The 21,445-nt window shown below is 70.8% G+C and carries 20 protein-coding genes; 11 read left to right on the top strand and 9 right to left on the bottom strand.

Going from position 1 to position 21,445, the window contains the following annotated elements; genetic code table 11:
- Positions 1 to 921 carry a CobW family GTP-binding protein gene (locus tag ACFOMP_RS11950; RefSeq protein ID WP_379030800.1) on the top strand — a complete coding sequence of 307 codons (921 nt, stop codon included), beginning with the start codon at positions 1 to 3 and terminating at the stop codon, positions 919 to 921.
- Between the two features lie 40 nt (positions 922 to 961).
- Here the strand turns inward: ACFOMP_RS11950 and ACFOMP_RS11945 are convergent, their stop codons facing one another.
- The 3 genes from ACFOMP_RS11945 to ACFOMP_RS11935 are packed head-to-tail and all read right to left on the bottom strand — an operon-like array spanning position 962 to position 2,661.
- Positions 962 to 1,357, bottom strand: coding sequence for a (R)-mandelonitrile lyase (locus tag ACFOMP_RS11945; protein WP_379030797.1), 396 nt, complete (start codon positions 1,355 to 1,357; stop codon positions 962 to 964).
- 12 nt (positions 1,358 to 1,369) lie between these two features.
- Positions 1,370 to 2,419: an NAD(P)-dependent alcohol dehydrogenase gene (locus ACFOMP_RS11940; RefSeq protein ID WP_379030794.1), complete on the bottom strand. Its 1,050-nt coding sequence runs from the start codon at positions 2,417 to 2,419 to the stop codon at positions 1,370 to 1,372.
- Between the two features lie 44 nt (positions 2,420 to 2,463).
- A complete protein-coding gene (locus tag ACFOMP_RS11935; protein WP_379030907.1) occupies positions 2,464 to 2,661 on the bottom strand; it encodes a cyclophilin-like fold protein in 198 nt (65 codons plus the stop codon).
- 501 nt (positions 2,662 to 3,162) lie between these two features.
- Between ACFOMP_RS11935 and ACFOMP_RS11930 the strand changes: the two genes are divergently transcribed.
- The 3 genes from ACFOMP_RS11930 to ku (ACFOMP_RS11920) all read left to right on the top strand — a co-directional run bounded on the left by ACFOMP_RS11930 (position 3,163) and on the right by ku (ACFOMP_RS11920) (position 5,617).
- Positions 3,163 to 3,321, top strand: a complete 159-nt coding sequence (locus ACFOMP_RS11930; RefSeq protein WP_379030791.1) for a hypothetical protein — start codon at positions 3,163 to 3,165, stop codon at positions 3,319 to 3,321.
- 485 nt (positions 3,322 to 3,806) lie between these two features.
- Positions 3,807 to 4,637 carry a non-homologous end joining protein Ku gene (gene ku / locus ACFOMP_RS11925; RefSeq protein WP_379030788.1) on the top strand — a complete coding sequence of 277 codons (831 nt, stop codon included), beginning with the start codon at positions 3,807 to 3,809 and terminating at the stop codon, positions 4,635 to 4,637.
- A 173-nt stretch (positions 4,638 to 4,810) separates the two neighbouring features.
- Positions 4,811 to 5,617: a non-homologous end joining protein Ku gene (ku, locus tag ACFOMP_RS11920; RefSeq protein ID WP_379030785.1), complete on the top strand. Its 807-nt coding sequence runs from the start codon at positions 4,811 to 4,813 to the stop codon at positions 5,615 to 5,617.
- On the opposite strand, the gene ligD is transcribed toward ku (ACFOMP_RS11920), so the two are convergent.
- On the bottom strand, positions 5,614 to 8,166 hold the full coding sequence (gene ligD, locus ACFOMP_RS11915) for a DNA ligase D (RefSeq protein WP_379030782.1): 2,553 nt from the start codon (positions 8,164 to 8,166) through the stop codon (positions 5,614 to 5,616). The two genes, ku (ACFOMP_RS11920) and ligD, sit on opposite strands and share 4 nt — an antisense overlap.
- Before the next feature lie 466 nt (positions 8,167 to 8,632).
- On the opposite strand from ligD, the gene ACFOMP_RS11910 reads away from it, so the two are divergent.
- Positions 8,633 to 10,504 (top strand): heavy metal translocating P-type ATPase, encoded by a 1,872-nt coding sequence (locus ACFOMP_RS11910; protein ID WP_379030904.1) that lies wholly within the window; start codon positions 8,633 to 8,635, stop codon positions 10,502 to 10,504.
- Positions 10,505 to 10,531: 27 nt separating this feature from the next.
- Here ACFOMP_RS11910 and ACFOMP_RS11905 read toward each other — a convergent pair whose 3' ends face one another.
- Entirely contained in the window at positions 10,532 to 11,854 is a 1,323-nt protein-coding gene (locus ACFOMP_RS11905; protein WP_289896806.1) for an ATP-binding protein, read from the bottom strand.
- Positions 11,851 to 12,522, bottom strand: a complete 672-nt coding sequence (locus tag ACFOMP_RS11900) for a response regulator (RefSeq protein WP_379030779.1) — start codon at positions 12,520 to 12,522, stop codon at positions 11,851 to 11,853. Before ACFOMP_RS11900 ends, ACFOMP_RS11905 begins: the two co-directional genes overlap by 4 nt.
- A gap of 131 nt (positions 12,523 to 12,653) precedes the next feature.
- Between ACFOMP_RS11900 and ACFOMP_RS11895 the strand changes: the two genes are divergently transcribed.
- The 4 genes from ACFOMP_RS11895 to ACFOMP_RS11880 are packed head-to-tail and all read left to right on the top strand — an operon-like array spanning position 12,654 to position 16,655.
- Positions 12,654 to 13,061: a PepSY domain-containing protein gene (locus ACFOMP_RS11895; RefSeq protein WP_354670387.1), complete on the top strand. Its 408-nt coding sequence runs from the start codon at positions 12,654 to 12,656 to the stop codon at positions 13,059 to 13,061.
- A 21-nt stretch (positions 13,062 to 13,082) separates the two neighbouring features.
- Positions 13,083 to 13,550, top strand: coding sequence for a DUF2271 domain-containing protein (locus tag ACFOMP_RS11890; protein ID WP_289896808.1), 468 nt, complete (start codon positions 13,083 to 13,085; stop codon positions 13,548 to 13,550).
- A gap of 8 nt (positions 13,551 to 13,558) precedes the next feature.
- Complete coding sequence (locus tag ACFOMP_RS11885; protein ID WP_379030775.1) at positions 13,559 to 15,724, top strand: PepSY domain-containing protein; 2,166 nt, start codon at positions 13,559 to 13,561, stop codon at positions 15,722 to 15,724.
- Complete coding sequence (locus ACFOMP_RS11880; RefSeq protein ID WP_379030772.1) at positions 15,714 to 16,655, top strand: FAD:protein FMN transferase; 942 nt, start codon at positions 15,714 to 15,716, stop codon at positions 16,653 to 16,655. The genes ACFOMP_RS11885 and ACFOMP_RS11880 overlap by 11 nt, the downstream gene beginning before the upstream one ends.
- A gap of 90 nt (positions 16,656 to 16,745) precedes the next feature.
- Here ACFOMP_RS11880 and ACFOMP_RS11875 read toward each other — a convergent pair whose 3' ends face one another.
- On the bottom strand, positions 16,746 to 17,705 hold the full coding sequence (locus ACFOMP_RS11875; protein ID WP_379030769.1) for an aldo/keto reductase: 960 nt from the start codon (positions 17,703 to 17,705) through the stop codon (positions 16,746 to 16,748).
- Positions 17,706 to 17,794: 89 nt separating this feature from the next.
- Positions 17,795 to 18,712, bottom strand: coding sequence for a DMT family transporter (locus tag ACFOMP_RS11870; protein ID WP_289896812.1), 918 nt, complete (start codon positions 18,710 to 18,712; stop codon positions 17,795 to 17,797).
- 233 nt (positions 18,713 to 18,945) lie between these two features.
- On the opposite strand from ACFOMP_RS11870, the gene ACFOMP_RS11865 reads away from it, so the two are divergent.
- A complete protein-coding gene (locus ACFOMP_RS11865) occupies positions 18,946 to 19,347 on the top strand; it encodes a hypothetical protein (protein ID WP_379030765.1) in 402 nt (133 codons plus the stop codon).
- A 15-nt stretch (positions 19,348 to 19,362) separates the two neighbouring features.
- Here the strand turns inward: ACFOMP_RS11865 and ACFOMP_RS11860 are convergent, their stop codons facing one another.
- A complete protein-coding gene (locus ACFOMP_RS11860) occupies positions 19,363 to 20,280 on the bottom strand; it encodes a LysR substrate-binding domain-containing protein (RefSeq protein WP_289896814.1) in 918 nt (305 codons plus the stop codon).
- A gap of 107 nt (positions 20,281 to 20,387) precedes the next feature.
- Between ACFOMP_RS11860 and ACFOMP_RS11855 the strand changes: the two genes are divergently transcribed.
- Positions 20,388 to 21,425: an ABC transporter substrate-binding protein gene (locus ACFOMP_RS11855; RefSeq protein ID WP_289896815.1), complete on the top strand. Its 1,038-nt coding sequence runs from the start codon at positions 20,388 to 20,390 to the stop codon at positions 21,423 to 21,425.
- The last annotated feature ends 20 nt before the right edge of the window (positions 21,426 to 21,445 follow it).

Genomic DNA, 21,445 nt, shown 5'->3' with positions numbered 1-21,445 from the left:
ATGGCCGCGCCGCTGCCGGTCAACCTGCTTTGCGGCTATCTGGGCGCGGGCAAGACCACGCTGCTGAACCGGCTGCTGGACCGGCAGGGCGAGCGCATCTTGGTCATGGTCAACGATTTCGGCGACATCGCGGTCGATGCGGCGCTGATCGCCGGCCGCTCGGCCGACACGATCCAGCTCAGCAACGGCTGCATCTGCTGCTCGATGGGCGGCGGGCTGTTCGATGCCTTCGAGCGGGCGCTGAGCCTGCGCGACCGGGTGGACCGGCTGGTCATCGAGGCCAGCGGCGTCGCCGAGCCGCGGCGGCTGGCCAGCTTCGCCCTGGCCGAGCCCGAGCTGGACTGCCGGGCGGTGGTGGCGGTGGTCGATCCGCAAAGCCTGGCCGAGCGGCTGGCCGATCCCCGGATCGGCAGGGTGGCGGAAAGCCAGATCCGCGGCGCCGATGCGGTCTTCCTGTCGCGCGCCGATATCGCCGGCCGCCCGGCCTTGCGCCACGCCGCCAGGCTGGTGGCGCGGCTCAACCCGCTGGCCAGCCAGCATCTGGCGCCGGACGACGGCTTTCTTGCGGCACTGGCGGCGCGCCATGACCGCCGCAGCCTGGCCGCTTTTGCCGGCCTTGCCGCGGATCGCGACCATGGCCGCCTGTTCACCAGCCGCACCATCGCATGTGCCCCGCCGGCTCGCGGCCAGCTTGCCACGATCATCGACCGGCACCGCCGCGCCGTCCACCGGCTCAAGGGCTATGTGCTGCTGCCCGGCTCGGACGGCCCGCACCTGCTGCAACTGGCCGGGGGCGCGCTGACGCTGGAACCGGCCGATCTGCCCGAGGGCATGGTCATGAACCGGCTGGTCGCCATCGCGCTGGATGCCGAGGCGCTGGCGCAACTGGCCGCCGACCTGGAACAGCTCTCGGCCCTGTAGCGCCGCGGTTGCCGGACCGCGTCACCGGCCCAGACACCCGTCAGCCGGCGTAATCCGCATCCGAGACCTGTTCCATCCAGGTGACGGCCGATCCGTCGATGGTTTCCTGGATGGCGATATGGCTCATCGCGGTGTCGGGCGCGGCGCCGTGCCAGTGCTTTTCGCCGGCGGGGAACCAGACCACGTCGCCCTGGCGGATCTCCTCGACAGGGCCGCCCTGGCGCTGGACGCGGCCGCGGCCGAAGGTGACGATCAGGGTCTGGCCGGCGGGATGGGTGTGCCAGGCCGTGCGCGCGCCCGGCTCGAAGGTGACATGGGCGCCGACGGCGCGGCCGGGCGCCTCGGCCGCGAACAGCGGGTCGATGCGGACGCGGCCGGTGAACCAGTCGGCCGGCCCGGCGGTCGAGGGCGTCTGCCCTGCGCGGGTGATCTTCATCTGCGGCTTCCTTCAGTTGCCCATGGTGGCGATGTCCATGACGAAGCGGTATTTCACATCGCCCTTCAGCATCCGTTCATAGGCGGGTTCGATCTGATCGGCGCGGATCATCTCGATATCGGCCACGATGCCGTGCTTGGCGCAGAAATCCAGCATTTCCTGGGTCTCGGGGATGCCGCCGATCATCGAGCCGGCCAGGCTGCGGCGGCGCATGATCAGGTTGAACACGTTGGGCGAAGGATGCGGCGTCGCCGGCGCCCCGACCAGCGCCATGGTGCCGTCGCGCTTCAGCAGCGCCAGGAAGGCATCGAGGTCATGCGGCGCGGCCACGGTGTTCAGGATGAAGTCGAAACTTTTGCCATGCGCCGCCATCTCGTCGGGGTTGCGCGAGACCACCACCTCATCGGCGCCAAGCGCCAGGGCATCGGCGCGCTTGCTTTCCGAGGTGGTGAAGGCCACGACATGCGCGCCCATGGCATGGGCGAGCTTCACCCCCATATGCCCAAGGCCGCCGATGCCCACGACGCCGACCTTCTTGCCCGGCCCGGCGCCCCAATGGCGCAGCGGCGAATATGTGGTGATCCCGGCGCAGAGCAGCGGCGCCACGGCGGCAAGCTGATTCTCGGGATGGGTGATCTTCAGCACATAGCGCTCGTGCACCACGACCGCTTGGGAATAGCCGCCCAGCGTGTGGCCGGGCGCGTCGGCGGTCGGGCCGTTATAGGTGCCGACCATGCCGTCGCAGTAGTTTTCCAGCCCCTCGTCGCAATCGGCGCAACGCCGGCAGCTGTCCACGATGCAGCCGACGCCGACCAGATCGCCGGGCTTGTGGCTGCGGACATGTTCGCCGACGGCGGCGACGCGGCCGACGATCTCGTGCCCCGGCACGCAGGGATAATGCGTGCCGGCCCATTCGCTGCGCACCTGGTGCAGGTCGGAATGGCAGATGCCGCAATACAGGATCTCGATCCGCACGTCATGCGGGCCGGGCCTGCGGCGGGTGATCTCCATGCGCGACAACGGCTGATCGGCGGCGGGGGCGCCATAGGCGAGAACGGTCATGTCATGCTCCTTTGTCTGCATTCATTTGCTGGCGGGTCCGCGCGTCATGCAAGGCTTTCGACGCGCAGCAGCAGGGGCGCAGGCCCGCCATCCAGCCGGCCCAGCCCGCGCGGCCGGCGACAGGGGGCGTAATAGCACAGATCGCCCGGCGCCACATTCCCGAAGCGGATGCTGCCTGCCCCGGTCAGCTTGCGCGGCAGGTGGGCGATCTTCTGGTTGGTGGAACAATCCTTGCTGGTCAGGCCCAGCGGCAGGATTGTCCTTTGGCGTCGCGGTGAAGGCCTGATCGGCGCAGGTCGGGCGGATCGGCATCGCGGCTCCTGCGCGGGCGTTGGCGGGACGGGCGAGGGTGGCGGCTGCAGTCAGCAGGAAACGCCGGGACAGGCCGGCGGGTTCATCGGACATCCGCGGATTCTCCATCATGGCAAGCCTCGCCCAGCCCAGGCGGCAAGATGCCGAAGACCGCCGCCTGGGCGAGAGCGTGGAACAGGACATGATCGCCGTGCGCATCGGCCCCGACTGGCGGCTGGTGGCAGCGGGCTTGCCCGGTTTAGCCCCCTGCGCTTGCGCAGCGGTTCCCTCGGTCCCCCCGAAGGAGCGCCGGGAACGCCTCACGTCGATCGGATTGAGCGCATCCGGCGCCTCGGCCGGGTTTTGGCTGAAACCCGCCGATGTCGGATCCGGAGTCGGCCATTGGCTGCCGGCGTGCTACCCTTGCCCCGATCAGTCAGATGGGGGGAGAGATGGGACAAAAATTCGTACCCGAGCTTCACGATCCGAATTACCGGACGACTGAGGGACAGAAGGACGAGGCGCTGACGGAGGATGAAGCCAAGCGCCTGTTCGATGCGATGATCGCCAGGCTGGATGCCGAGCAGCGGGGCGTCCGGCGCCCTGACTGAGCGACGCCGCCGGAAGGCGCGGTGTTTCCCGCTGTTCTGCGGGGTGGTTCGGGCTGGCCTGCCGATCCGGCTGGTTCGCCCCCGCGCCGCCTATGCTGCCCGGCCAGGGACAATCGGGCAGGCTGTGCCATCAACCTGCCCGATCCAGTCGGGGCCACCACGAACCAATTACCACCACGAAACCGGCTACCCACCACCGACATCCGCAGTTTGCCCTTGCCGGAGCGTTGCGGGAAGCTGACCATTGGGACATGTCCCGCGGAGTTCCGGCCCCCGGATGCCGCTTCGCCGCCCTGCAGGCGGCCCGGAATTTCGGAAGCCCGGCCTGAAGGCGATCAAGGCGATCAGGGCGATCGGGGCGGAAGCCGGGCAGATCGGCACCGGCTGGAACGCCAAGCGGCCGGGCGCGGCGCCGGCCCCCGCGGAACCCCGGCCGAAGCGCGGCGTTGACGACCATCGCCGTTTTGCGTGAAGGAACCCGCGCCATGGCCCCAAGGGCGATCTGGAAAGGCCTGCTGACCATCGCGGAAGTCAGCTGCCCGGTGACGCTGCATGCCGCGGCCTCGACCTCGGAGCGGATTGCCTTTCACACCCTGAACCGCGCCACCGGCCATCGCGTGCGGCGGCAGTTCATCGACGCCGACACCGGCAAGCCCGTGGACAGGGACGACCAGGTCAAGGGCTACGAGCTGGCCGAGGGCGATTACGTGATGCTCGACCCCGAGGAGATCGCCGCCGCGGTGCCGGAAAGCGACAAGGCGCTGGCGGTCGCGCAGTTCATCGACTGCCAGGACATCGACGATGTCTATTTCGACCGCCCGTATTATCTGCGGCCGGCAAGCCCCACGGCCGAGGAAGCCTTCGCCCTGATCCGCGAAGGGATGCGCCGCAAGAAGGTGGCGGCCCTGGCCCGGGCGGTGCTGTTCCGGCGGGTGCGCACGGTGCTGATCCGCGCGCATGGCCCGGGCATGATCGCGACGACGCTGAATTTCGACTACGAGGTGCGCTCGGCGCGCGAGGCGTTCAGCGATATCCCCGCCACCAGGGTCAAGGGCGAGATGCTGGACCTGGCCAAGCATATCATCGCCACCAAGATGGGCACCTTTGACGTCACCGCCTTCGACGACCGCTACGAGGCGGCGCTGGCCGATCTGGTCAAGGCCAAGCTCGAAGGCCGCCGCATCGAGCCCGGGAAGCCGGCCCGGCGCGAGAATGTCGTGGATCTGATGCAGGCCTTGCGCCAAAGCGCCGGGCTGGGGGCGAAGAAGACCCCGGCCCGGAAGAAACCCGCGTCGCGGCAGCGCAAAAGCGGCTGACACCCGGCCCGGGCGACCCGCGCCCGATCCGGCCCGGGTGCTGGCGGGGAACATTGCCCGCGGCCAGCGGTTGGGTTGCATCGGGGTCCGGCAGGGAAGGAAACGAGCATGGCCGATGCAGGCGGCAGGCGATCCGGGGCAGGGCCTCTGCCCCCGGCCGGGGGGCGGAGCTGATGGCGCCGCGGCCATTCTGGAAGGGCTATCTGAAACTGTCGCTGGTCACTTGCCCGGTGTCGATGATGCCGGCCACCGGCGAGGGCGAGAAGGTCCGGTTCCACACCCTGAACGCGCAAACCGGCAACCGCGTTGTCAGCCGCTATGTCGATGCCGAAACCGGCAAGCCGGTGGCCGAGGAGGACGAGGCCAAGGGCTATCCCACCGGCGAGGCGGATCACGTCATCCTGGAGGAGGACGAGATCGATTCGGTGACGCTGGAAAGCACCCGCACCATCGACATCGACATGTTCGTGCCGGCGGATTCGATCGGCTGGACCTGGTATGACAAGCCGCATTACCTGACGCCCGACGACCCGATCGGCGAGGAAGCCTATTGCGTGATCCGCGACGCCATGCGTTCGACCGGCACCGTGGGCATCTCGCGGCTGGTGCTCTATCGCCGGGAACGGGCGGTGATGCTGGAACCGCGCGACCGGGGCATCGTGCTCTGGACCCTGCGCTATGGCGACGAGGTGCGGCCCGAGGCGGATTACTTCGACGATATCGGTCAGGAAAAGGTCGATGCCAAGCTGCTGAAACTGGTCACCCGGCTGATCGAGGAGCGCAGCGCCCCCTGGGATCCGGCCATGGTCGCCGATCCGGTGCAGGACAAGCTGCTGGAGATCATCGCCGCCAAGACCAGGGGCCGCAAACGGGCCGCGAAGCCCAGGGCCGAGAAGCCCGCCGCGCCCGGCAATGTCGTCAACATCATGGACGCGCTGAAAAACAGCATCGCCGCCGAAAGCAAGGGCCGGCGGCGCTAGCCGGCCTTGCCGCGCCGGGCGCCGGGCGCCTCCAGCGGGACGGCGGCGGCGCGAAAGCCGTCCCAGGGATCGGCCGCCAGCGTGGCAAGCCGGGCCGGCATGTTCCGGATGGTGAACCAGGCCGGGCCGATGCCACCCTCCAGTTCGTCCCAGCGCAGCGGCGCCGAGACGGCGGCGCCGGGCCGGGCGCGGGTGGAATAGGCGGCAACCGCGGTGGCGCCGCGCTGGTTGCGCAGATAGTCGATCAGGATCCGGCCCCGCCGCTTGGCCTTGCTGATGGTCGAGACATAGCGGTCGGGGTCGTCGGCCGCCATGGCATCGGCCATCGCCTTGGCGAAGGCCTTGACCGCCGGCCATTCCGCCCGCGGCTGCAGCGGCGCCACGACATGCAGCCCCTTGCCGCCCGAGGTCTTGACGAAGCCGGCCAGCCCGTGATCCTGCAGCCGCTGGCGCAGCTCGCGGGCGGCCGCCACCACCGCCGGCCATTCCACCGCCTCGCCCGGGTCGAGGTCCATGGTGATCAGGTCCGGCCGTTCCCAGTCTGCGATGGTCGAGCCCCAGGGGTGGATCTCCAGCGCCGCGGATTGCACCAGCCCCATCAGCCCGTCCAGATCCTCGATGGCGATCAGCGGCTCGCCCTTGGGATCCCTGGGATCCTGCACCTGGACGATATGCCGGCCAAGGCCCTTCCAGGCGTGTTTCTGGAAGAACCGCTCGCCGGCGATGCCGTTCGGGCAGCGCAGCAGCGCCAGCGGCCGGCCGGTGATCCAGGGCGCGATCTGGCGCCAGACCTCGGCATAGTAATCGGCGAGCCCCTCTTTGGTGACGCCGTCCTCGGGCCAGTAAAGCCGGTCGGGATGGGTCAGCCGCACCCGGCGGCGCTGCGGGGCAGGGGGCTTGGCGGCGGGTCTGGCGGTTTCGCGCACGATCTCGGTCGCCGGCTTGTCCTCGCGCAGGCCGCGGAACGCGGCGTGGCGCAGATGGCCGTCGGCCGTCCAGGCCCGGAACTCGACCTCGGCCACCAGCTCGGGGCGGACGAAGCGGGCCTGCCGCGCCTCCTCCGCCGTCAGGCGGGCGGCGAAGGGGCTTTCGGGGATGCGCAGCCGTTCCAGCCGGCGGAACAGATCCTCGGCCACGGCGCCGGAAAACCCGGTGCCGACCCGGCCGACATGCTGCAATGCGCCGTCCTCGTAAACGCCCATGATCAGCGAGCCGATGGCCTTGCGCGATACCGACGAGGGCACATAGCCGCCGATGACGAATTCCTGCCGGGCCGAGCATTTCGACTTGACCCAGGCCTTGCCGCGCCCGGTGCGATAGGGGCTGTCGGCCAGTTTCGAGACGATCCCCTCGAGGCTCAGCCGGCAGGCATGGCGCAGGACCAGGGCGCCGCTTTCCCGGAAATGATCGCTGAGGCGCAGGATGCCGTCGCCGCGGCCGAGAAGCTGCGCCAGCAGCGCCTTGCGCTCGACCAGCGGAACGGCGCGCAGGTCGTAGCCGTCCAGATACATCAGGTCGAAGGCGTAGAAGGCGAAGCGGTCGTCGCGGCCGGCGCTGAGATCGGCCTGAAGCGCCGAGAAATCCGAGGCGCCGGCAGCGGTTTCGACCACCATCTCGCCATCCAGGATGGCCGACCCGACCGGCAGGCCGCGCAGCGCCGCCGGCACCGCCTTGCCGAAGCGCGCGGTCCAGTCCAGCCCGCTGCGGGTCAGCAGCTTGACCCGGCCCGCCTCGAGCCGGGCCTGCAGACGGTAGCCGTCGAACTTGATCTCGTGCAGCCAGCGCGCGCCCGTCGGTGCGGCCGAAACCAGCGTGGCCAGCATCGGCTCGACAAAGCCCGGCATCGCCGCCTTGCGGGCGCCCTTGACCTGTGCCGGCTCGGGCGGGTCGGGGCTTGGGCGAGGATCGGGCGGCGATGCGGCCGGTTTCGTCGCCCGGCCCGCCGATCTGCGGATCCGGCCGGTCTTCGACGACCATCCCGGCGCCTCGCCCGCGACATCGGCAATCAGCCGGCCGGTCTTGACCGATTCCGGCCGCTCGGCGAGGATGTCGGGCGCGTCCTCGCCGCGGGCGAAATCGTCCTCGCCCTTGATGAGCAGCCAGTTCTCGCGCTTGTCGCGCGGTTTGCCGCGCATCCGGACCAGATGCCAGCGCCCGCCCAGCTTTTCGCCGTGCAGCGTGAATTCCAGGTGGCCCTTGGCATATGCCTGATGCGCATCGCCCTCGGGGGTCCAGGTGCCGCGGTCCCACAGGATGACGGTGCCGCCGCCATATTCGCCCTTGGGGATGGTGCCCTCGAAATCGCCATAGTCCAGCGGGTGGTCCTCGACATGCACGGCCAGGCGCTTTTCGCCGGGCACCAGGCTGGGGCCCCGGGCGACGGCCCAGCTTTTCAGCACCCCGTCCAGTTCCAGGCGGAAATCGTAATGCAACCGGGTCGCGGCATGTTTCTGGATGACGAAGGCATGGCCGCCTTTGCGCCGCCGCCCGCCGCGCGGCTCGGGCGTGGCCGAGAAATCGCGTTTCCTGCGATAGGCCTCTAGCGCCATGGCCGGGCCGCGGGATCATGGTGGTCGCCGGCAATACCGGCAGGGTGCCGTTCTCTGCTCTGGAGCCTTGCCAGCGGCAGTGTCATGTCCGGTCCTCTCCTGGTCTCCGGATGCATGGGTGAAACCGACCGTGCGGGGATTTGTTCCCCTTGGGCAGATGGCGTTCGCAAAGGCGACATAATCCGGATTATTGGTCCATTCCCCGGATGCGGGCGGGTTCTGGTCTGAACCGCGACACGCCATGCTCTCCAGGCGGTTGCCATTCGAGAGCCCCCGCATGCCGGAGGATTTTTCCGCCTCGGCCGCGGCGGCGGACGGCTGGCACCGGGCGGCGCTTTTCCGAAGCATGACCCCTGCCCCGCATTCAGGCTGTTGTCAGCAATCTGGCCTAAGGCTGCATGCAGCCGCGGCCGGTCTGCGGCACAGCCAGGATGGGGAATTGACCGCCACGTTTTCTTCCGACCGCATGATGGCGGTCTTGTCGGCCCTGACCATGGCCGGGCTCGGCCTTGCGGCGATCGCGGCATTCGTCCTTCCCGGCCCCTGGGGAGCCGCCGGGCTGGGCCTGGCCTTTCTGGCCGGCGGCCTGCCCGCCGCGATGCGGGCGCTGATGCTGCTGGGCCGCGAACATGCGCTTGACGTCGACCTGCTGATGGTGATCGCGGCCCTGGCCGCGGCGGCCGTGGGCGCGGCGCTGGAGGGGGCGGTCCTGCTGACGCTGTTCAGCCTGTCCACGACGCTGGAGCGCCGCGCCATGACCAAGGCCCGCCACGCGGTCGAAGCGCTGATGCTGCTCCGTCCCGACAGCGCCCTGCTGCAGGGCGCCGATGGCGCGGTGATCGAGGTCCGGGCCGCGGATCTTCGCCCCGGCGATGTCGTGGTCCTGCGCCCGGGCGCGCGGGTGCCGGCGGACGGCATCGTGCTGGACGGCGAGGGGGCGCTGGACGAGGCGACGATCACCGGGGAATCCATGCCGGTCCGCAAGGGCCCCGGCGGCAAGGTGTTCGAGGCGACGGTGAACCTGAATGCGGTGCTGCGCGTCACCGTGTCGCGCCCGGTGGCGGAAAGCACCGTCGCCCGCATGATCGCGCTGGTGACGCGGGCGCAGGCCGCCCGCGCCCCGTCCCAGCGCTTCAGCGCATGGTTCGGCCGCCGCTATACCGTGCTGGTGCTGGCGGGCGCCGTGCTGGCCTTTGCCGTCTTCCTGGGGCTGGGCCGGACTGCCGAGGACGCGCTGTACCGCGCCGCCACGCTGCTGGTCGCGGCCAGCCCCTGCGCCATCGTCATCTCGGTGCCGGCGGCGATCCTGTCGGCGCTGGCGGCGGCGGCGCGGGGCGGCGTGCTGTTCAAGGGCGGCAGCGCGCTTGAGAGCCTGGCCGAGGTCGAGACCTTCGCCTTCGACAAGACCGGCACCCTGACCACCGGCCGGGCCGAGGTCACCGGCCTTGCCTCGGTCATTCCCGAGGGCGCGCTTCTTGCCCTGCTTGCCGGGCTGGAGGACCAGTCCGAGCATCCGCTGGCCGAGGCGATCCGCCGCCGCGCCGCCGCCGAGGGCATCGCCGCCCGGCCCATGCGGGATGTCGTGAACGCGCCCAGCGAAGGCATCAGCGGCCGGGAAGCCGGCAGCGGCCGGCGGTTCTGGGCCGGCAATGCCCGGATGGCCGAGCGCATGGGCGCGCGCATCGCGGATGCGGGGGTGCGGACCCTGGCGAAGACCGCCGAGACCGTGGTCTATGCCGGAGAGGGCGACCGCCTGCTGGGCGCCGTCACCGTGGCGGACCGGCCGCGCGCCACATCGGCCCGGGCCCTGACCGCGCTGCGCGGCGCCGGGGTCGGGCGGCTGGTGATGATGACCGGCGACCGCCGCGCGGTGGGATTGCGCATCGGCGCCGAGCTGGGCTTCGCGCCGCAGGATATCCATGCCGACCTGCTGCCCGAGGACAAGGTGGCGCTGGTCGGAACCCTGGCCGCCGGCGGGCGCGTGGCCTTCGTCGGCGACGGGGTGAACGATGCCGCCGCCCTGGCGCGGTCGGATGTCGGCATCGCCATGGGCGTCGCCGGCAGCGAGGTGGCGCTGCAGGCCGCCGATGTCGCGCTGCTGTCCGAGGATCTGGCCCGCCTTGCCGCCGCGCATCGCCTGGCCCGCCGCACCCGGGGCGTGATCCGGCAGAACCTGGGTTTCGCGATGGCGGCCATGGCGGTCATGGTGCTGTCCGGGCTGTTCCTGTCGCTGCCGCTGCCGCTGGCGGTGCTGGGGCACGAGGGCGGGACATTGCTGGTGGTGCTGAACGGCCTGCGGCTGCTGGCCGATCCGATCCGGGGCGGCAAGGCGCCGTGACGGCGCCGCGAGGACTGGCCGGCGCGGCTATGCCGGCGGCCAGAACACCGCGCGAAACCCGTCGGCCCGGCCGGGGATGGGCGAGATCAGTTCCAGCCGCCCCTTGGCCGCCCGCGCGATGCTTTCGGCGATGGCGAGGCCAAGGCCCGAGCCGGGGCGGTCGCTGCCGGCCCGCGCGAACCGCCGCACCAGATCGGCCAGCCGGTCCGGCGGGATCGGCGCCGCCGCGTTCGAGACCGTGAACCGGCCCGACGGCAGCAGCTCGACCCCGACCGGGGTGCCGGCGGGGGAATGGGTCAGCGCGTTCTCGATCAGGTTCCTGGCCAGGATCGCGAAGGCGTCGGGGTCGAGCGGCGACGGCGCCCGCTCGGGCAGGACCACCTGCAGCCGCGGCCCGGCGCCTTCGCGCCGGAAATCGTCCAGGGTCAGCGCCAGAACCGGAACCAGGTCGCTGGGCGTGTCGCGCAGCACGCCGGCCCCCTCGGCCCGCGCCAGTTGCAGCAGCTTTTCGGCCAGCCGCGCCAGCCGCTTCAGCTCGGCCTCCAGCGCCGCGGCGCGCGGCTGTTCCGGCCGCTGCGCCAGTTCGCGCACCAGCCGCTGCGCCTGGGCCAGCGCGGCGGCGATGGGGGTGCGAAGCTCATGCGCGGCCGATGAGGTGAAGGCCCGCTCCGCCTCCAGCGCCCGGGCCATGCGCGCCATCAGCCGGTTGACGGCGTCGGCCAGCGGCAGGAACTCGGCCTGCAATCCGCCGGTCGGCGCGGCGGAAAGCTCGTGTTCGTTGCGGTGGCGGATGGCATCCGACAGCCGGGTCATCGGCCGCAGCCGCGCCCGGGTCAGCCACAGCACCCAAAGCACGCTGAGCGGCAGCAGCGCCGCCGCCGGCAGGGCCAGCGCCTGCAGGCTGGCCAGCAGCGTCTCGCGGCGATGCGCCAGGGGTTCCGCCACCGCGATCCGGTAGGCGCCCGAGACCGCGTCCAGGCCGAAAAGCCGATAGCCGTGCCGGTTCCAGAACCCGGTATGCGGCGGACCCGAGAACAGCCGGCGATGCGCCTCGTGGGAATAAAGCAGCACCCCGCCGTCGCGGTCATAGACGGCATAGGTCAGGTATTCGTCATGCGGCCCGATGGGCGAGATGCGGCGGGCGGACTGATCCTCGTCGGTGTTGGTCAGCTCCACCACCGCGATGGAGAGGATGCGCTCGGCCGCCTCCTGCAGGGCGCTGTCCGAGACCTCGTTGAGCTGGCGTTGCAGGACGCCGCCGGCCAGCAGCAGCGCCAGCACCCACAGCACCGCCACGCCAAGCGCGATGCCCAGCGACAGGTCGCGCCGCAGGCTTTGCGGGCGGCTCATGCGCCGCCTGCCGGATGGCCCAGGCGATAGCCCAGGCCGCGCAGGGTCTCGATGCAGTCCCGGCCCAGCTTCTTGCGCAGGCGGCTGACATAGACCTCGATGGTGTTGCTTTCGACCTCGCTGTCGAAATCATACAGGCGCTCCTCGAGCTGTCCCTTGGTCACGATCGAGCCGGGGCGCTGAAGCAGCGCCTCGAAGATCGCCCATTCGCGCTGCGACAGGTCGACCCGGCCGCCGGGGCCGTAGATCCCGCGCGAGGCCAGGTCGATCTCCAGCGGCCCCAGCCGGATCAGCGGGTTGGGATTGCCGGCATAGCGGCGCGCCACCGCGCCGATGCGGGCGGAAAGCTCGTCAAGGTCGAAGGGCTTGACCAGATAGTCGTCCGCCCCGGCGTTCAGCCCCTCGATCCGTTCGGTGATGCGGTCCCTGGCGGTCAGGATGATCACCGGCGTCACCATGCCGCGCGCGCGCAGGCCGCGCAGGAAATCCAGCCCGTTCCCGTCCGGCAGCATCAGGTCCAGCAGGATCAGGTCATAGGCCACGCTGTCCAGGCAGGCCCGGGCATCGGCGACCCGCGCCACCCGGTCGGCGCAATGCCCTTCGCCCAGGATCTGGTCATGCACGGCCCGACCCAGCCCCGGGTCGTCTTCCACCAGCAGAATGCGCATACCGGCCTCCATGAGTCCCGCCCATGATGCCGCAAACTGACAGGCGGCTGAACGCGGCTTGTCGTCGCGTTCAGCCCCCTGTCAGCCGGCGCGGGCAGAACGGAGGCGGTTCAAGGCAGAAGGGAACCGCCATGCGCAGAATGCTGATGCTGCTGATGCTGGGGACCGGCCTGGCCGCCGGGACCGCGGCGCTGGCCGATGACGATTGCGACCGCCCGATGCGGGACTGGCAACCGCGCGAGGCGGTGGCCCGGAAGGCCCGCGACATAGGCGTCACGGTGCGCCGCATCCGCACCGACGACGGCTGCTACAAGGTCTATGGCCGCGCCGCCGACGGCCGTGCCGTCGAGATCGAGATGGATCCGGTCACGCTGGAGATCCTCGAGACCGAATACCGCCACGACAAGGACCGCCGCCATCCCGACAGCGACGAGGACGACCGGCCGCGCGGCGAGGACGGCGGCGGGCCGGTCCCGGCCCCGCCCGCCGCTCAGCCGGCCAATCCGCTGATCGGGCCGGCGACCGGCCGCACCAACTGACAGACAACCCGGAGAACCCCGATGAACACCACCACGACCGCCCTGTGCCTGTCCCTGGCGATGCTGGCCGCGCCCGCGACGGCGCGCGAGGTGACGATCACCGCCGCGATGAAACCCTATGCCGGCGACGGCGCCTATCTGGCGCTTTACCTGACCGATGCGCAGGGGGCCTATCAGGGCACCCTGTGGGTGGCGGGGCCGAAGACGAAATACTGGAAGCATCTGTCCGACTGGTACCGCGCGACCGGCGGCGCCCCCGCCGGCATCGACGCGATCACCGGCGCCAGCGTCGGTGCGGGCCGGACCCTGACGGTCAGCGTGGACCTGGCCGAGGCGCTGCTTGATGCCGGCTACCAGATCCGCCTGGACAGCGCGGTCGAGGAGGTCGCCGACCGCCCGGCCGAGGTGGTGGCGCCGCTGACCACCGCCGGCAAGGGCCAGCCCGTGGCCGGCAAGGGCTTCGTCCGATCCCTGCAATATGATTTCTGAGCCCCGCGATGATGCGCAGATTGCATTCGGTGGCCGGGCTGGTCTTCGGGCTGGTCCTGGCCCTGCTGGCGGGCACGGGCGCCATCCTGTCGCTCGACCCGGCGCTTGAACGGCTGGACGCGCGGCCCGGCGGCGGCACGGTCGCGGCGCTGGCGGCCGCGGTCGCCGCGAACCATCCCGATGTCGAGCGGCTGGAGCGGCGCGCCAACGGCGTCTTCGTCGCCAGTTTCGCGACGCCCGAGGGTTACGAGACCGTCAGCGTCGATCCCGCCACCGGCGCGGACCTGAAACCGTGGGCGGCCTCGGCGACGCTGCGCTGGATCCGCGGCCTGCACCGGTCGCTGCTGCTGGGCGATGCCGGCCGCGCCGTGGCGGGGCTGGGCGCCGGCGCCATGGCGGTGCTCGGCCTCAGCGGTCTGGCGCTGCTGGCGGCGATGCTCGGCGGCTGGCGGCGGCTGGGCCGGCGGGTCTGCGCCGGCCCAGCCGGCCGCTGGCATGCCCTGCTGGGCGGCGCGGCGCTGGACGGGCTGACGGTTTCGGCCCTGACCGGCATCTGGATGTCGCTGGCCAGCTTCGGGCTGATCCAGGACGGCAGCGCCGCCGAGCCCGCCTTTCCCGAGGTGGCGGCGGGCGCGGCGCCGGCGCCGGTCGGGACGCTTGCGGCGCTGCGCCTGCTGCCGGTCGGGCAGCTGCGTCGCCTGACCTGGCCCGCCGCCGGTGATCCGGCCGATGTGTTCGGCCTGCAGACGGCCACCGGCGCCGGCTATGTGGACCAGGCCACCGGCGCGCTGCTGAACTGGCAGGACCACGCCGCGGCGGCGCGGCTGTGGGAATGGGCCTATGCGCTGCATACCGGGCAAGGCCTGTGGTGGCTGGGCCTGCTGCTGGGCGCCTCGGCGCTGGCGGTTCCGGTCCTGGCCGGCACCGGCGGCTGGATCTGGTGGAAACGGCGCGCGGCGCGCCCGCGCATCGCCGGGACGGCGGCCATGGCCCGGGCCGGCATCGTGATCCTTGTCGGTTCGCAGGACGGGACGACCTGGGGTTTCGCCGCGACGCTGGCGCGGGCGCTGCTGGCCCAGGGCCAGCCCGTGCATCTGGGCGCGATGAACCGGGCCGGGCCCATGCCGGCGGCGCGGGCGCTGATCCTGCTGACCTCGACCCATGGCGACGGTGATCCTCCGGCCTCGGCGGCGCGGTTCCTGGACCGGCTGGACAGCATGACGCCGGTTCCGGTCGCGGTCCTGGGCTTCGGCGACCGCAGCTTTCCCGCCTTCTGCGGCTTTGCCGAGACGGTCTCGGCGCGGCTCGCCCGCGCCGGCTGGCCCGCGTTGCTGCCGCTGGCGCGGATCGACCGCCAGTCCAGCCGGGATTTCGCCCGCTGGGGCGAGGATCTGGGCCGCGCGCTGGATCTGCCGCTGGCGCTGCGGCACCGCAGCGCCACGCCAAGGTCCGTGCCGCTGCAACTGGCGGCGCGGCAGGATTTCGGCGCCGATATCGGTGCTCCCTCGGCCGTGCTGCGCTTTGCGGCCCCGGACGGCGCGGCCTTGCCCCGCTTTCGGGCCGGCGACCTTCTGGGCGTGATGGCGCCGGGGGCCGAGGCGCCGCGCTTCTATTCGCTGGCCTCGGGCCGCCGGGACGGCTTTGCCGAGATCGCCGTGCGGCGGATGCCGGGCGGGCTCTGCTCGGGCTACCTGCACGGGTTGCAGCCCGGCGACCGGGTGCAGGCCTTTGTCCGCGCCAATCCGGGTTTTCGCGCGGCTGGCGGCTCGGTGCCGGTCATCCTGGTCGCGGCCGGCTGCGGCGTCGGCCCGATGGTCGGCATCCTGCGCCACCTGCGGCCGGGGCGCCGGTCGGTGCTGTATTTCGGCATCCGCGACCCCGGTTCGGATTTCCTCTACCGGCACGAGACCGACGCGATGCTGGCCGACGGCCGGCTGGGCCGGCGCGTCATGGCCTTTTCCCGCGGCGGCACGCCCAGGCATGTCCAGGACCGCCTGCGCGAGAATGCCGATGAGCTGGCGCGCCAGATCCAGGCCGGCGGCCAGGTGCTGATCTGCGGCAGCACCGCGATGGCGCGCGGCGTGGCCGCCGCCTTTGCCGAAATCCTGCGGCCGCTCGACCTGACGGTCGCCGGGCTGCGGGCAGAGGGGAGGTATCTGGAAGATGTCTACTGATACCGATCGGCTCGTCACCCTGCACGGGCCCACCATGGGCACGCGCTGGACGGCCCGCTTGGCGCAGGGGCGCATCCCGCCCGGGCTGGGCGCGGCGCTGCAGGACTGCGTCGATGCCGTGGACCGCGAGATGAGCACCTGGCGTCCGGACAGCACCCTGATGCGGCTGAACGCCGCCGCGCCCGGCGCATGGGTCCGGACCGGCCCGGACCTGATCGCCGTGCTGCAGGCCGCCGCCCGGATCACCGAGGCCTCCGGCGGCGCCTTCGACATCGGCGTGGGCGAGGCGGTCTTGGCCTGGGGCTTTGGCGCCGCGCAGGGCCGCACCGACGCGGCCGCGATCCGCGCCGCCCTGCGCCAGCCGTTGCGCGCCGAGGTGGAATGCTGTCCCGCCCGCAACCGGGTGCGGCGGCTGAATGCCCGGCAGCTCGACCTGTCGGGCATTGCCAAGGGTCATGCCGTGGACCGGATGGCGCGGCTGCTGCGCGGCCGCGGCATTCCCGATTTCACCGTCGGACTGGACGGCGAGATCCTGGCCGAGGGCCTGCGCCCGGACGGCCGGCCCTGGGCCATCGCGCTGGAAAGCCCCGATCCGGACCGCCGGGCCGCGCATGGGCTGATCGAGCTTTCGGGCCGGGCGCTGGCCACCAGCGGCGATTATCGGCACCGGGTCCGGCTGGGCCTGGACTGGCTGTCCCACACCATCGACCCGCGGCGCGGGGGCCCGGTCCGCAACCGGCTGGCCAGCGTCACGGTTCTGGCGGCGGATTGCGCCCAGGCCGATGCCTGGGCAACCGGGCTGATGGTGCTGGGCGAACATGCCGGCCCCGCCCTTGCCCGGGCCCGCGGGATCGAGGCGATCTTCCTGGTCCGCGACGCAGACAGCCTCAGAGAGGTGACGACGCTTCAGCCCGGCGATCTGACCGCCTGAGGGGCGAGCGCCGCGCCGCCGCGACAGCGAAAGCCATCCGAAACCGGGCGGGCGGCGGGACGATTCCGCGCGGGAAAGCCGCCGCCGCCTTCAGCAATAGCGCTCGACGAAGGCCATCTGGTGATCGCCATAGCGGTCGCCATGGGCGAAGCCCGGCGGCAGGATCCGGTCGATTTCCGCGAGATCGGCGGCGTCGATCTTGGGAAGCTGCCAGTCGCGCAGGTGATCCGCCGACCGCGTGCCCGGGATCGGAATGATGTGGTCGCCCTGCGCCAGAACCCATGCCAGCGCCGCGCCGGGCACCGTCCAGCCCCGCCGGGCGCAAAGATCCCGAAAGGGCGCGATGGCGGCAAGGTTTGCCGAGAAATTGGGCTCGACGAAGCGCGGATTGGTGTCGCGGAAGTCGATGCCGGCGCGGAAATCCCGTTTCAGCGGCGCGCGGCCGAACATCCCCCGGCCCAGGGGCGAAAAGGCGACGAAGGCGACGCCAAGCGCGCGGCAGGCCTGGATCAGCCCCAGCTGCGGCAGCCGCGTCCACAGCGAAAACTCGCTCTGGACCGCCGTGACCGGATGTTCGGCATGGGCGCGGCGCAGGGTCTGCGGCGCGACCTCGGACAGGCCATAGCCGCCGATCTTGCCCTCCTGCACCAGCTTCGCCATGGTTCCGGCCAGATCCTCGACCGGGATATCGGGCTGGCGGCGGTGGATGTAGTAAAGCTCCACATGCTCGCGGTTCAGCCGGCGCAGCGATTCCTCGAGGCATTGGCGGATATGGGGCTCATCGTTGCGCACCGCGCGCGGCGGGCCGTTGACGATGCCGCATTTCGTGGCCAGGTGCACGTCCCGGCGCCCCCAGCGGCCGATGATCTGTTCCGATACGCCCATGCCGTAGATGTTGGCGGTGTCGAAATGGCCGATGCCGGCCTCGGCCGCCGCATCGAGGCAGGCCAGCGAGGTCGCCGCATCGGTTGCCCCGAACATGCCGCCAAAGCTCATCGCGCCGAAGCCGATGGCGCCGACCTTGCGGTCGCCAAGCCGTCTTTGCTGCATTCCCGTTCTCCTGTGCCGCGCCGCGGCAGGGAAGCGCGGCCGGTCCCGGCCGTCAACCCACCCCCTGCCCGATGCGGCGGTTTCGGCGGTCAGGTCTTTCTGGCCGCGCTGCGCCACATGATGAACAGCCCCGACAGGACGATCATGGCCGAGCCAAGCAGCATCGACGGGGTCAGGCGCTCTCCGAACAGCAGGACGCCCAGGGCGACGCCGAAGATCAGCCGCACATAGCGGAAGGGCGTGACCGCCGACACCTCGCCCGTGCGCATCGCCTTCATCAGGCAGGCATAGGCGCAGACGCCGCACAGCACCGCGCCGGCCAGAAGCAGGCAGGCCCGACCGTCGGGACGGACGAAACCGGCGTCGGTCCAGACGGCGACCATCACCCCGGCCGCCGTCACCGCCAGAAAGCCGTAGAAACCCAGCACATGGGTGCCCAGGGCCGCCGGGGCCGCCCGGCTGGCAAGGTCGCGGCCGGCAAAGCCCAGCATCCCCGCCACCGCCAGCAGCGAAAGCATCGAGAAGCTGTCCGTGCCCGGCCGGATGATGACCAGCACGCCCGCCATGCCCAGCAGGATGGCGCTCCACCGCCGCCATCCGACCCGCTCGCCGAAGACGAGCGCGGCGGCGGCCACCACCACCACCGGCGTCGCCTGCAGGATGACGGTCGCCGCCGAAAGCGGGATCAGCGCCAGCGCAAGGACATAGAACAGCCGGCCGCTGATCTCGAACAGCACCCGCAGGCGCATGGGAAAGGACAGCACCTCGGGCGTGAACAGGCTTTCGCCCGCCCACCGGGCCAGGCAGGCGAAGACCAGCGCCCCGCCCAGCCCGAAGCTCAGCAGGATCTGGGCGATGGGCAGGGTGGCGGACACGCCCTTGATCATCGCGTCCTCGAGCGTGAACCCCGCCATCGCCGCGACCATCCATGACGCGCCCACCAGATTTGCGGCATGGCGGGCGCGGGGGAACGGGGCTTCTTGCGACGAGGCAGAAATGCGTGTCATGGCTGGGGCTTGTCCAACGGGATCGGGGAAAGTCTTTGCCCGGTTGCTATCAGCCCGCGCCCCCGGGCGCCACCCACCCCGGCCGGCCGGCCCGGCTTTGCCCGCAAGGCCGGACGGGCGGATGCGCGGATAACGCCCGGGCGGCGCGGCCCGCCTCGGCGCCGATCCGGCAAACCTGTCGCCGCCGCGCCGGAACCGGGATATGCTTGCGACACAAGACGGGGGATAGTCCGATGAACCGCATCACCCTTGCCATCACCTGCGCCGCCCTGTTCGGGCTTGCGTCCTGCGGCACCCCGGCCGAACGCTGCGAAACCCGCGTCTCGGCCGAGCAAAGGAACGTCGCGCGGCTTTTGCAGGAGGTCGAGATGAATATCGCCCGGGGCTATGCCTGGGAGGACACGGCGGCGAACGCCACCGGCTTCCGCTTCTGCGCCGGGGGCTTCCGGGGCGGTCATGGCCGCCTGGGCCTGGGCTATTCCAGTTGCTATGGCGGTCCCGACACAATGCGCAAAAGGGTGGCGATCGACCCTGCCGCCGAGATGCGCAAGCGCGACGCCCTGCAAAAGCGCCTTGCGGCGCTGTCCTCGCAAGGCGCGGCGCAATGCGCGGCGCGCTACGGCGCGGCGGGCTAGGCCGGGCGCCCGGCCCTAGGACGGCGGCTGGAACAGGTCGTCCACCTGCAGCAGGCCCTGCCGCACGGAATCGATCAGCGCCTGCGCAAGCTGCGAGGTCGGTTCCCATGACGAGGTATAAAGCCACATCATCATGCGCGGCGCCGGCTGGATCGGCACGAAGGCGATGCCGCCGCTGCCCCAGCTCATCCGGGCCATGGCGGGGACGATGGCAAAGCCGAACCCCTCGCTGACCAGCACGCAGGCGGTATCGGCCATCTGCACCTCGGCCCGCGATTCCACATGCACCCCGGCATGGCTCAGCGCCTCGACGATCACCCGGTGGGACTGGTCGTCGCGCCCCAGCACGATCATCGGCTCGCCCTCCAGCCGGGCCAGGTCGATGCTGGCCAGCCCCGCCAGCCGGTGGCTTGCCGGCAAGGCGCAGACCATCCTCATCTGGACGAAGGGCCGGCAATGGATGCCCGGCGCCTGCGAGGGCACCAGCGAGATGCCGAAATCCGCCGCCCGCGCCAGCATGGATTGCGAGATATCGGGCGAGTTCTGGGTCAGGATCGTCATCCGCACCTCGGGCCGGCGGGCCAGGAAGGGCGCCAGAAGCTGCGGCAGAACCCGCATCCCCAGGGCCGGAAAGGCCGCCACCGAGATCTCGCCGCGTTCGGTGTTGCGGATGGCGCGGGCCGCGTTCTCGATCCGCTCGACGCCGGTCATGAACTTCTCGGTTTCGGAAAACAGCCGCCGCGCCTCGGGCGTCGGCAGCAGGCGGCCCTGCCCGCGGTTGAACAGGTTGAAGCCGCAGGACGATTCGAACTGCTGGATCAGCTTGCTGACCGCCGGCTGGCTGACGAACAGCATCTCGGCCGCCTTGGTGACCGAGCCGCCCTTCATCACCGCATTGAAGGCCTCGATCTGCCGGATATTGGGGCGTGCCATGCAGACTCCATAACCAAACGGAATGACTCTCCAAACTAAACTCAATTGTCAGGCTTCTGAAAAGCGCCAATCCTTGAGCCAAGAAAAACACCAACAGGGATTGCCAGATGAAACGCTCCAGTTACGCCCTTGCCTCGACGCTGCTTTGCGCCCTGCCGCTTGCCGGCCCGGCGCTGGCCCAGCAGAAGACGCTGACCGTCGGCGGCTATGGCGGCTCTTTCGAGACGCTGATGAAAGAGCTGCTGATCCCCGAATTCGAAAAGACCCATGACGTGAAGATCGCCTTCGTGCCCGGCAACTCGACCGAGAACCTGGCGCGGCTGCAGGCCCAGAAGGGCGCGCAGGAGCTGGACGTGGTGCTGCTGGACGATGGCCCGATGTACCAGACCGACGCGCTGGGATTCTGCGCGCCGCTGGCCGATACGCCGATCAAGAAGGATGTCTACGAACTGGCCCGCATCGGTAAGAACGCCATCGGCCTTGGTTTCGTGGCAACGGGCTTCGCCTATAACAAGGCCTGGTTCGAGCGCGAGGGCTGGGAGCCGCCGAAAAGCTGGCAGGATCTCAAGGATCCGAAATACGACCAGATCCTGTCGATCCCGTCGATCTCCAACACCTATGGGTTGCACGCCCTGGTGATGCTGGCGCGCGGCGCGGGCGGCGGCGAAAAGGATATCGACCCCGGCTTCGCCGCCATGACCAAGGATGTGGCGCCGAACGTGCTGGTCTTCGAACCCTCGGCCGGCAAGATGTCGGAACTGTTCCAGTCCGAGGAGATCGCGCTGTCGGTCTGGGGCTCGGGCCGCACCAAGTCGCTGGCGGATACCGGCTTCCCGGCCGGCTTCGCCTATCCCGAGGACGGGGCGGTGGCCCTGCTGCTGGCCGCCTGCCCGGTGGTGGACAGCGACGTCCCCGACGAGGCGCAGGCCTTCATCGACTATCTGCTGGACCCCGAGGTGCAGGTGAAATTCGCCGATGCCATGGGCGCCGGCCCGGTCAACACCAAGTCGGTGCTGCCGGCGGAACTGGCCGAAAGCCTGCCCTATGGCGACAAGATCCAGTCGCTGGTGACGGTGGACTGGGACACGATCAACCAGAACCGCGACGACTGGACCCAGCGTTGGGCGCGCGAGGTCGAGCGCTGACCGCCTGAACCGTCGCGCGG

The organism is Paracoccus simplex, from assembly GCF_042648325.1.
Classification (GTDB): domain Bacteria; phylum Pseudomonadota; class Alphaproteobacteria; order Rhodobacterales; family Rhodobacteraceae; genus Paracoccus; species Paracoccus simplex.
This window is presented reverse-complemented; position numbering and strand designations above follow the sequence as displayed.

Excerpts from the sequence above, each read along its gene's own strand:
- ACFOMP_RS11875 (WP_379030769.1), bottom strand. The coding sequence starts at position 17,705 with ATGCAGCAAAGACGGCTTGGCGACCGCAAGGTCGGCGCCATCGGCTTC.
- ACFOMP_RS11885 (WP_379030775.1), top strand. The coding sequence starts at position 13,559 with ATGATGCGCAGATTGCATTCGGTGGCCGGGCTGGTCTTCGGGCTGGTC.
- ACFOMP_RS11880 (WP_379030772.1), top strand. The coding sequence starts at position 15,714 with ATGTCTACTGATACCGATCGGCTCGTCACCCTGCACGGGCCCACCATG.
- ku (WP_379030788.1), top strand. The coding sequence starts at position 3,807 with ATGGCCCCAAGGGCGATCTGGAAAGGCCTGCTGACCATCGCGGAAGTC.
- ACFOMP_RS11900 (WP_379030779.1), bottom strand. The coding sequence starts at position 12,522 with ATGCGCATTCTGCTGGTGGAAGACGACCCGGGGCTGGGTCGGGCCGTG.
- ACFOMP_RS11950 (WP_379030800.1), top strand. The coding sequence starts at position 1 with ATGGCCGCGCCGCTGCCGGTCAACCTGCTTTGCGGCTATCTGGGCGCG.
- ACFOMP_RS11895 (WP_354670387.1), top strand. The coding sequence starts at position 12,654 with ATGCGCAGAATGCTGATGCTGCTGATGCTGGGGACCGGCCTGGCCGCC.
- ACFOMP_RS11855 (WP_289896815.1), top strand. The coding sequence starts at position 20,388 with ATGAAACGCTCCAGTTACGCCCTTGCCTCGACGCTGCTTTGCGCCCTG.
- ACFOMP_RS11905 (WP_289896806.1), bottom strand. The coding sequence starts at position 11,854 with ATGAGCCGCCCGCAAAGCCTGCGGCGCGACCTGTCGCTGGGCATCGCG.
- ACFOMP_RS11910 (WP_379030904.1), top strand. The coding sequence starts at position 8,633 with ATGATGGCGGTCTTGTCGGCCCTGACCATGGCCGGGCTCGGCCTTGCG.
- ACFOMP_RS11870 (WP_289896812.1), bottom strand. The coding sequence starts at position 18,712 with ATGACACGCATTTCTGCCTCGTCGCAAGAAGCCCCGTTCCCCCGCGCC.
- ACFOMP_RS11930 (WP_379030791.1), top strand. The coding sequence starts at position 3,163 with ATGGGACAAAAATTCGTACCCGAGCTTCACGATCCGAATTACCGGACG.
- ACFOMP_RS11860 (WP_289896814.1), bottom strand. The coding sequence starts at position 20,280 with ATGGCACGCCCCAATATCCGGCAGATCGAGGCCTTCAATGCGGTGATG.
- ACFOMP_RS11945 (WP_379030797.1), bottom strand. The coding sequence starts at position 1,357 with ATGAAGATCACCCGCGCAGGGCAGACGCCCTCGACCGCCGGGCCGGCC.
- ligD (WP_379030782.1), bottom strand. The coding sequence starts at position 8,166 with ATGGCGCTAGAGGCCTATCGCAGGAAACGCGATTTCTCGGCCACGCCC.
- ACFOMP_RS11865 (WP_379030765.1), top strand. The coding sequence starts at position 18,946 with ATGAACCGCATCACCCTTGCCATCACCTGCGCCGCCCTGTTCGGGCTT.
- ACFOMP_RS11890 (WP_289896808.1), top strand. The coding sequence starts at position 13,083 with ATGAACACCACCACGACCGCCCTGTGCCTGTCCCTGGCGATGCTGGCC.
- ACFOMP_RS11940 (WP_379030794.1), bottom strand. The coding sequence starts at position 2,419 with ATGACCGTTCTCGCCTATGGCGCCCCCGCCGCCGATCAGCCGTTGTCG.
- ku (WP_379030785.1), top strand. The coding sequence starts at position 4,811 with ATGGCGCCGCGGCCATTCTGGAAGGGCTATCTGAAACTGTCGCTGGTC.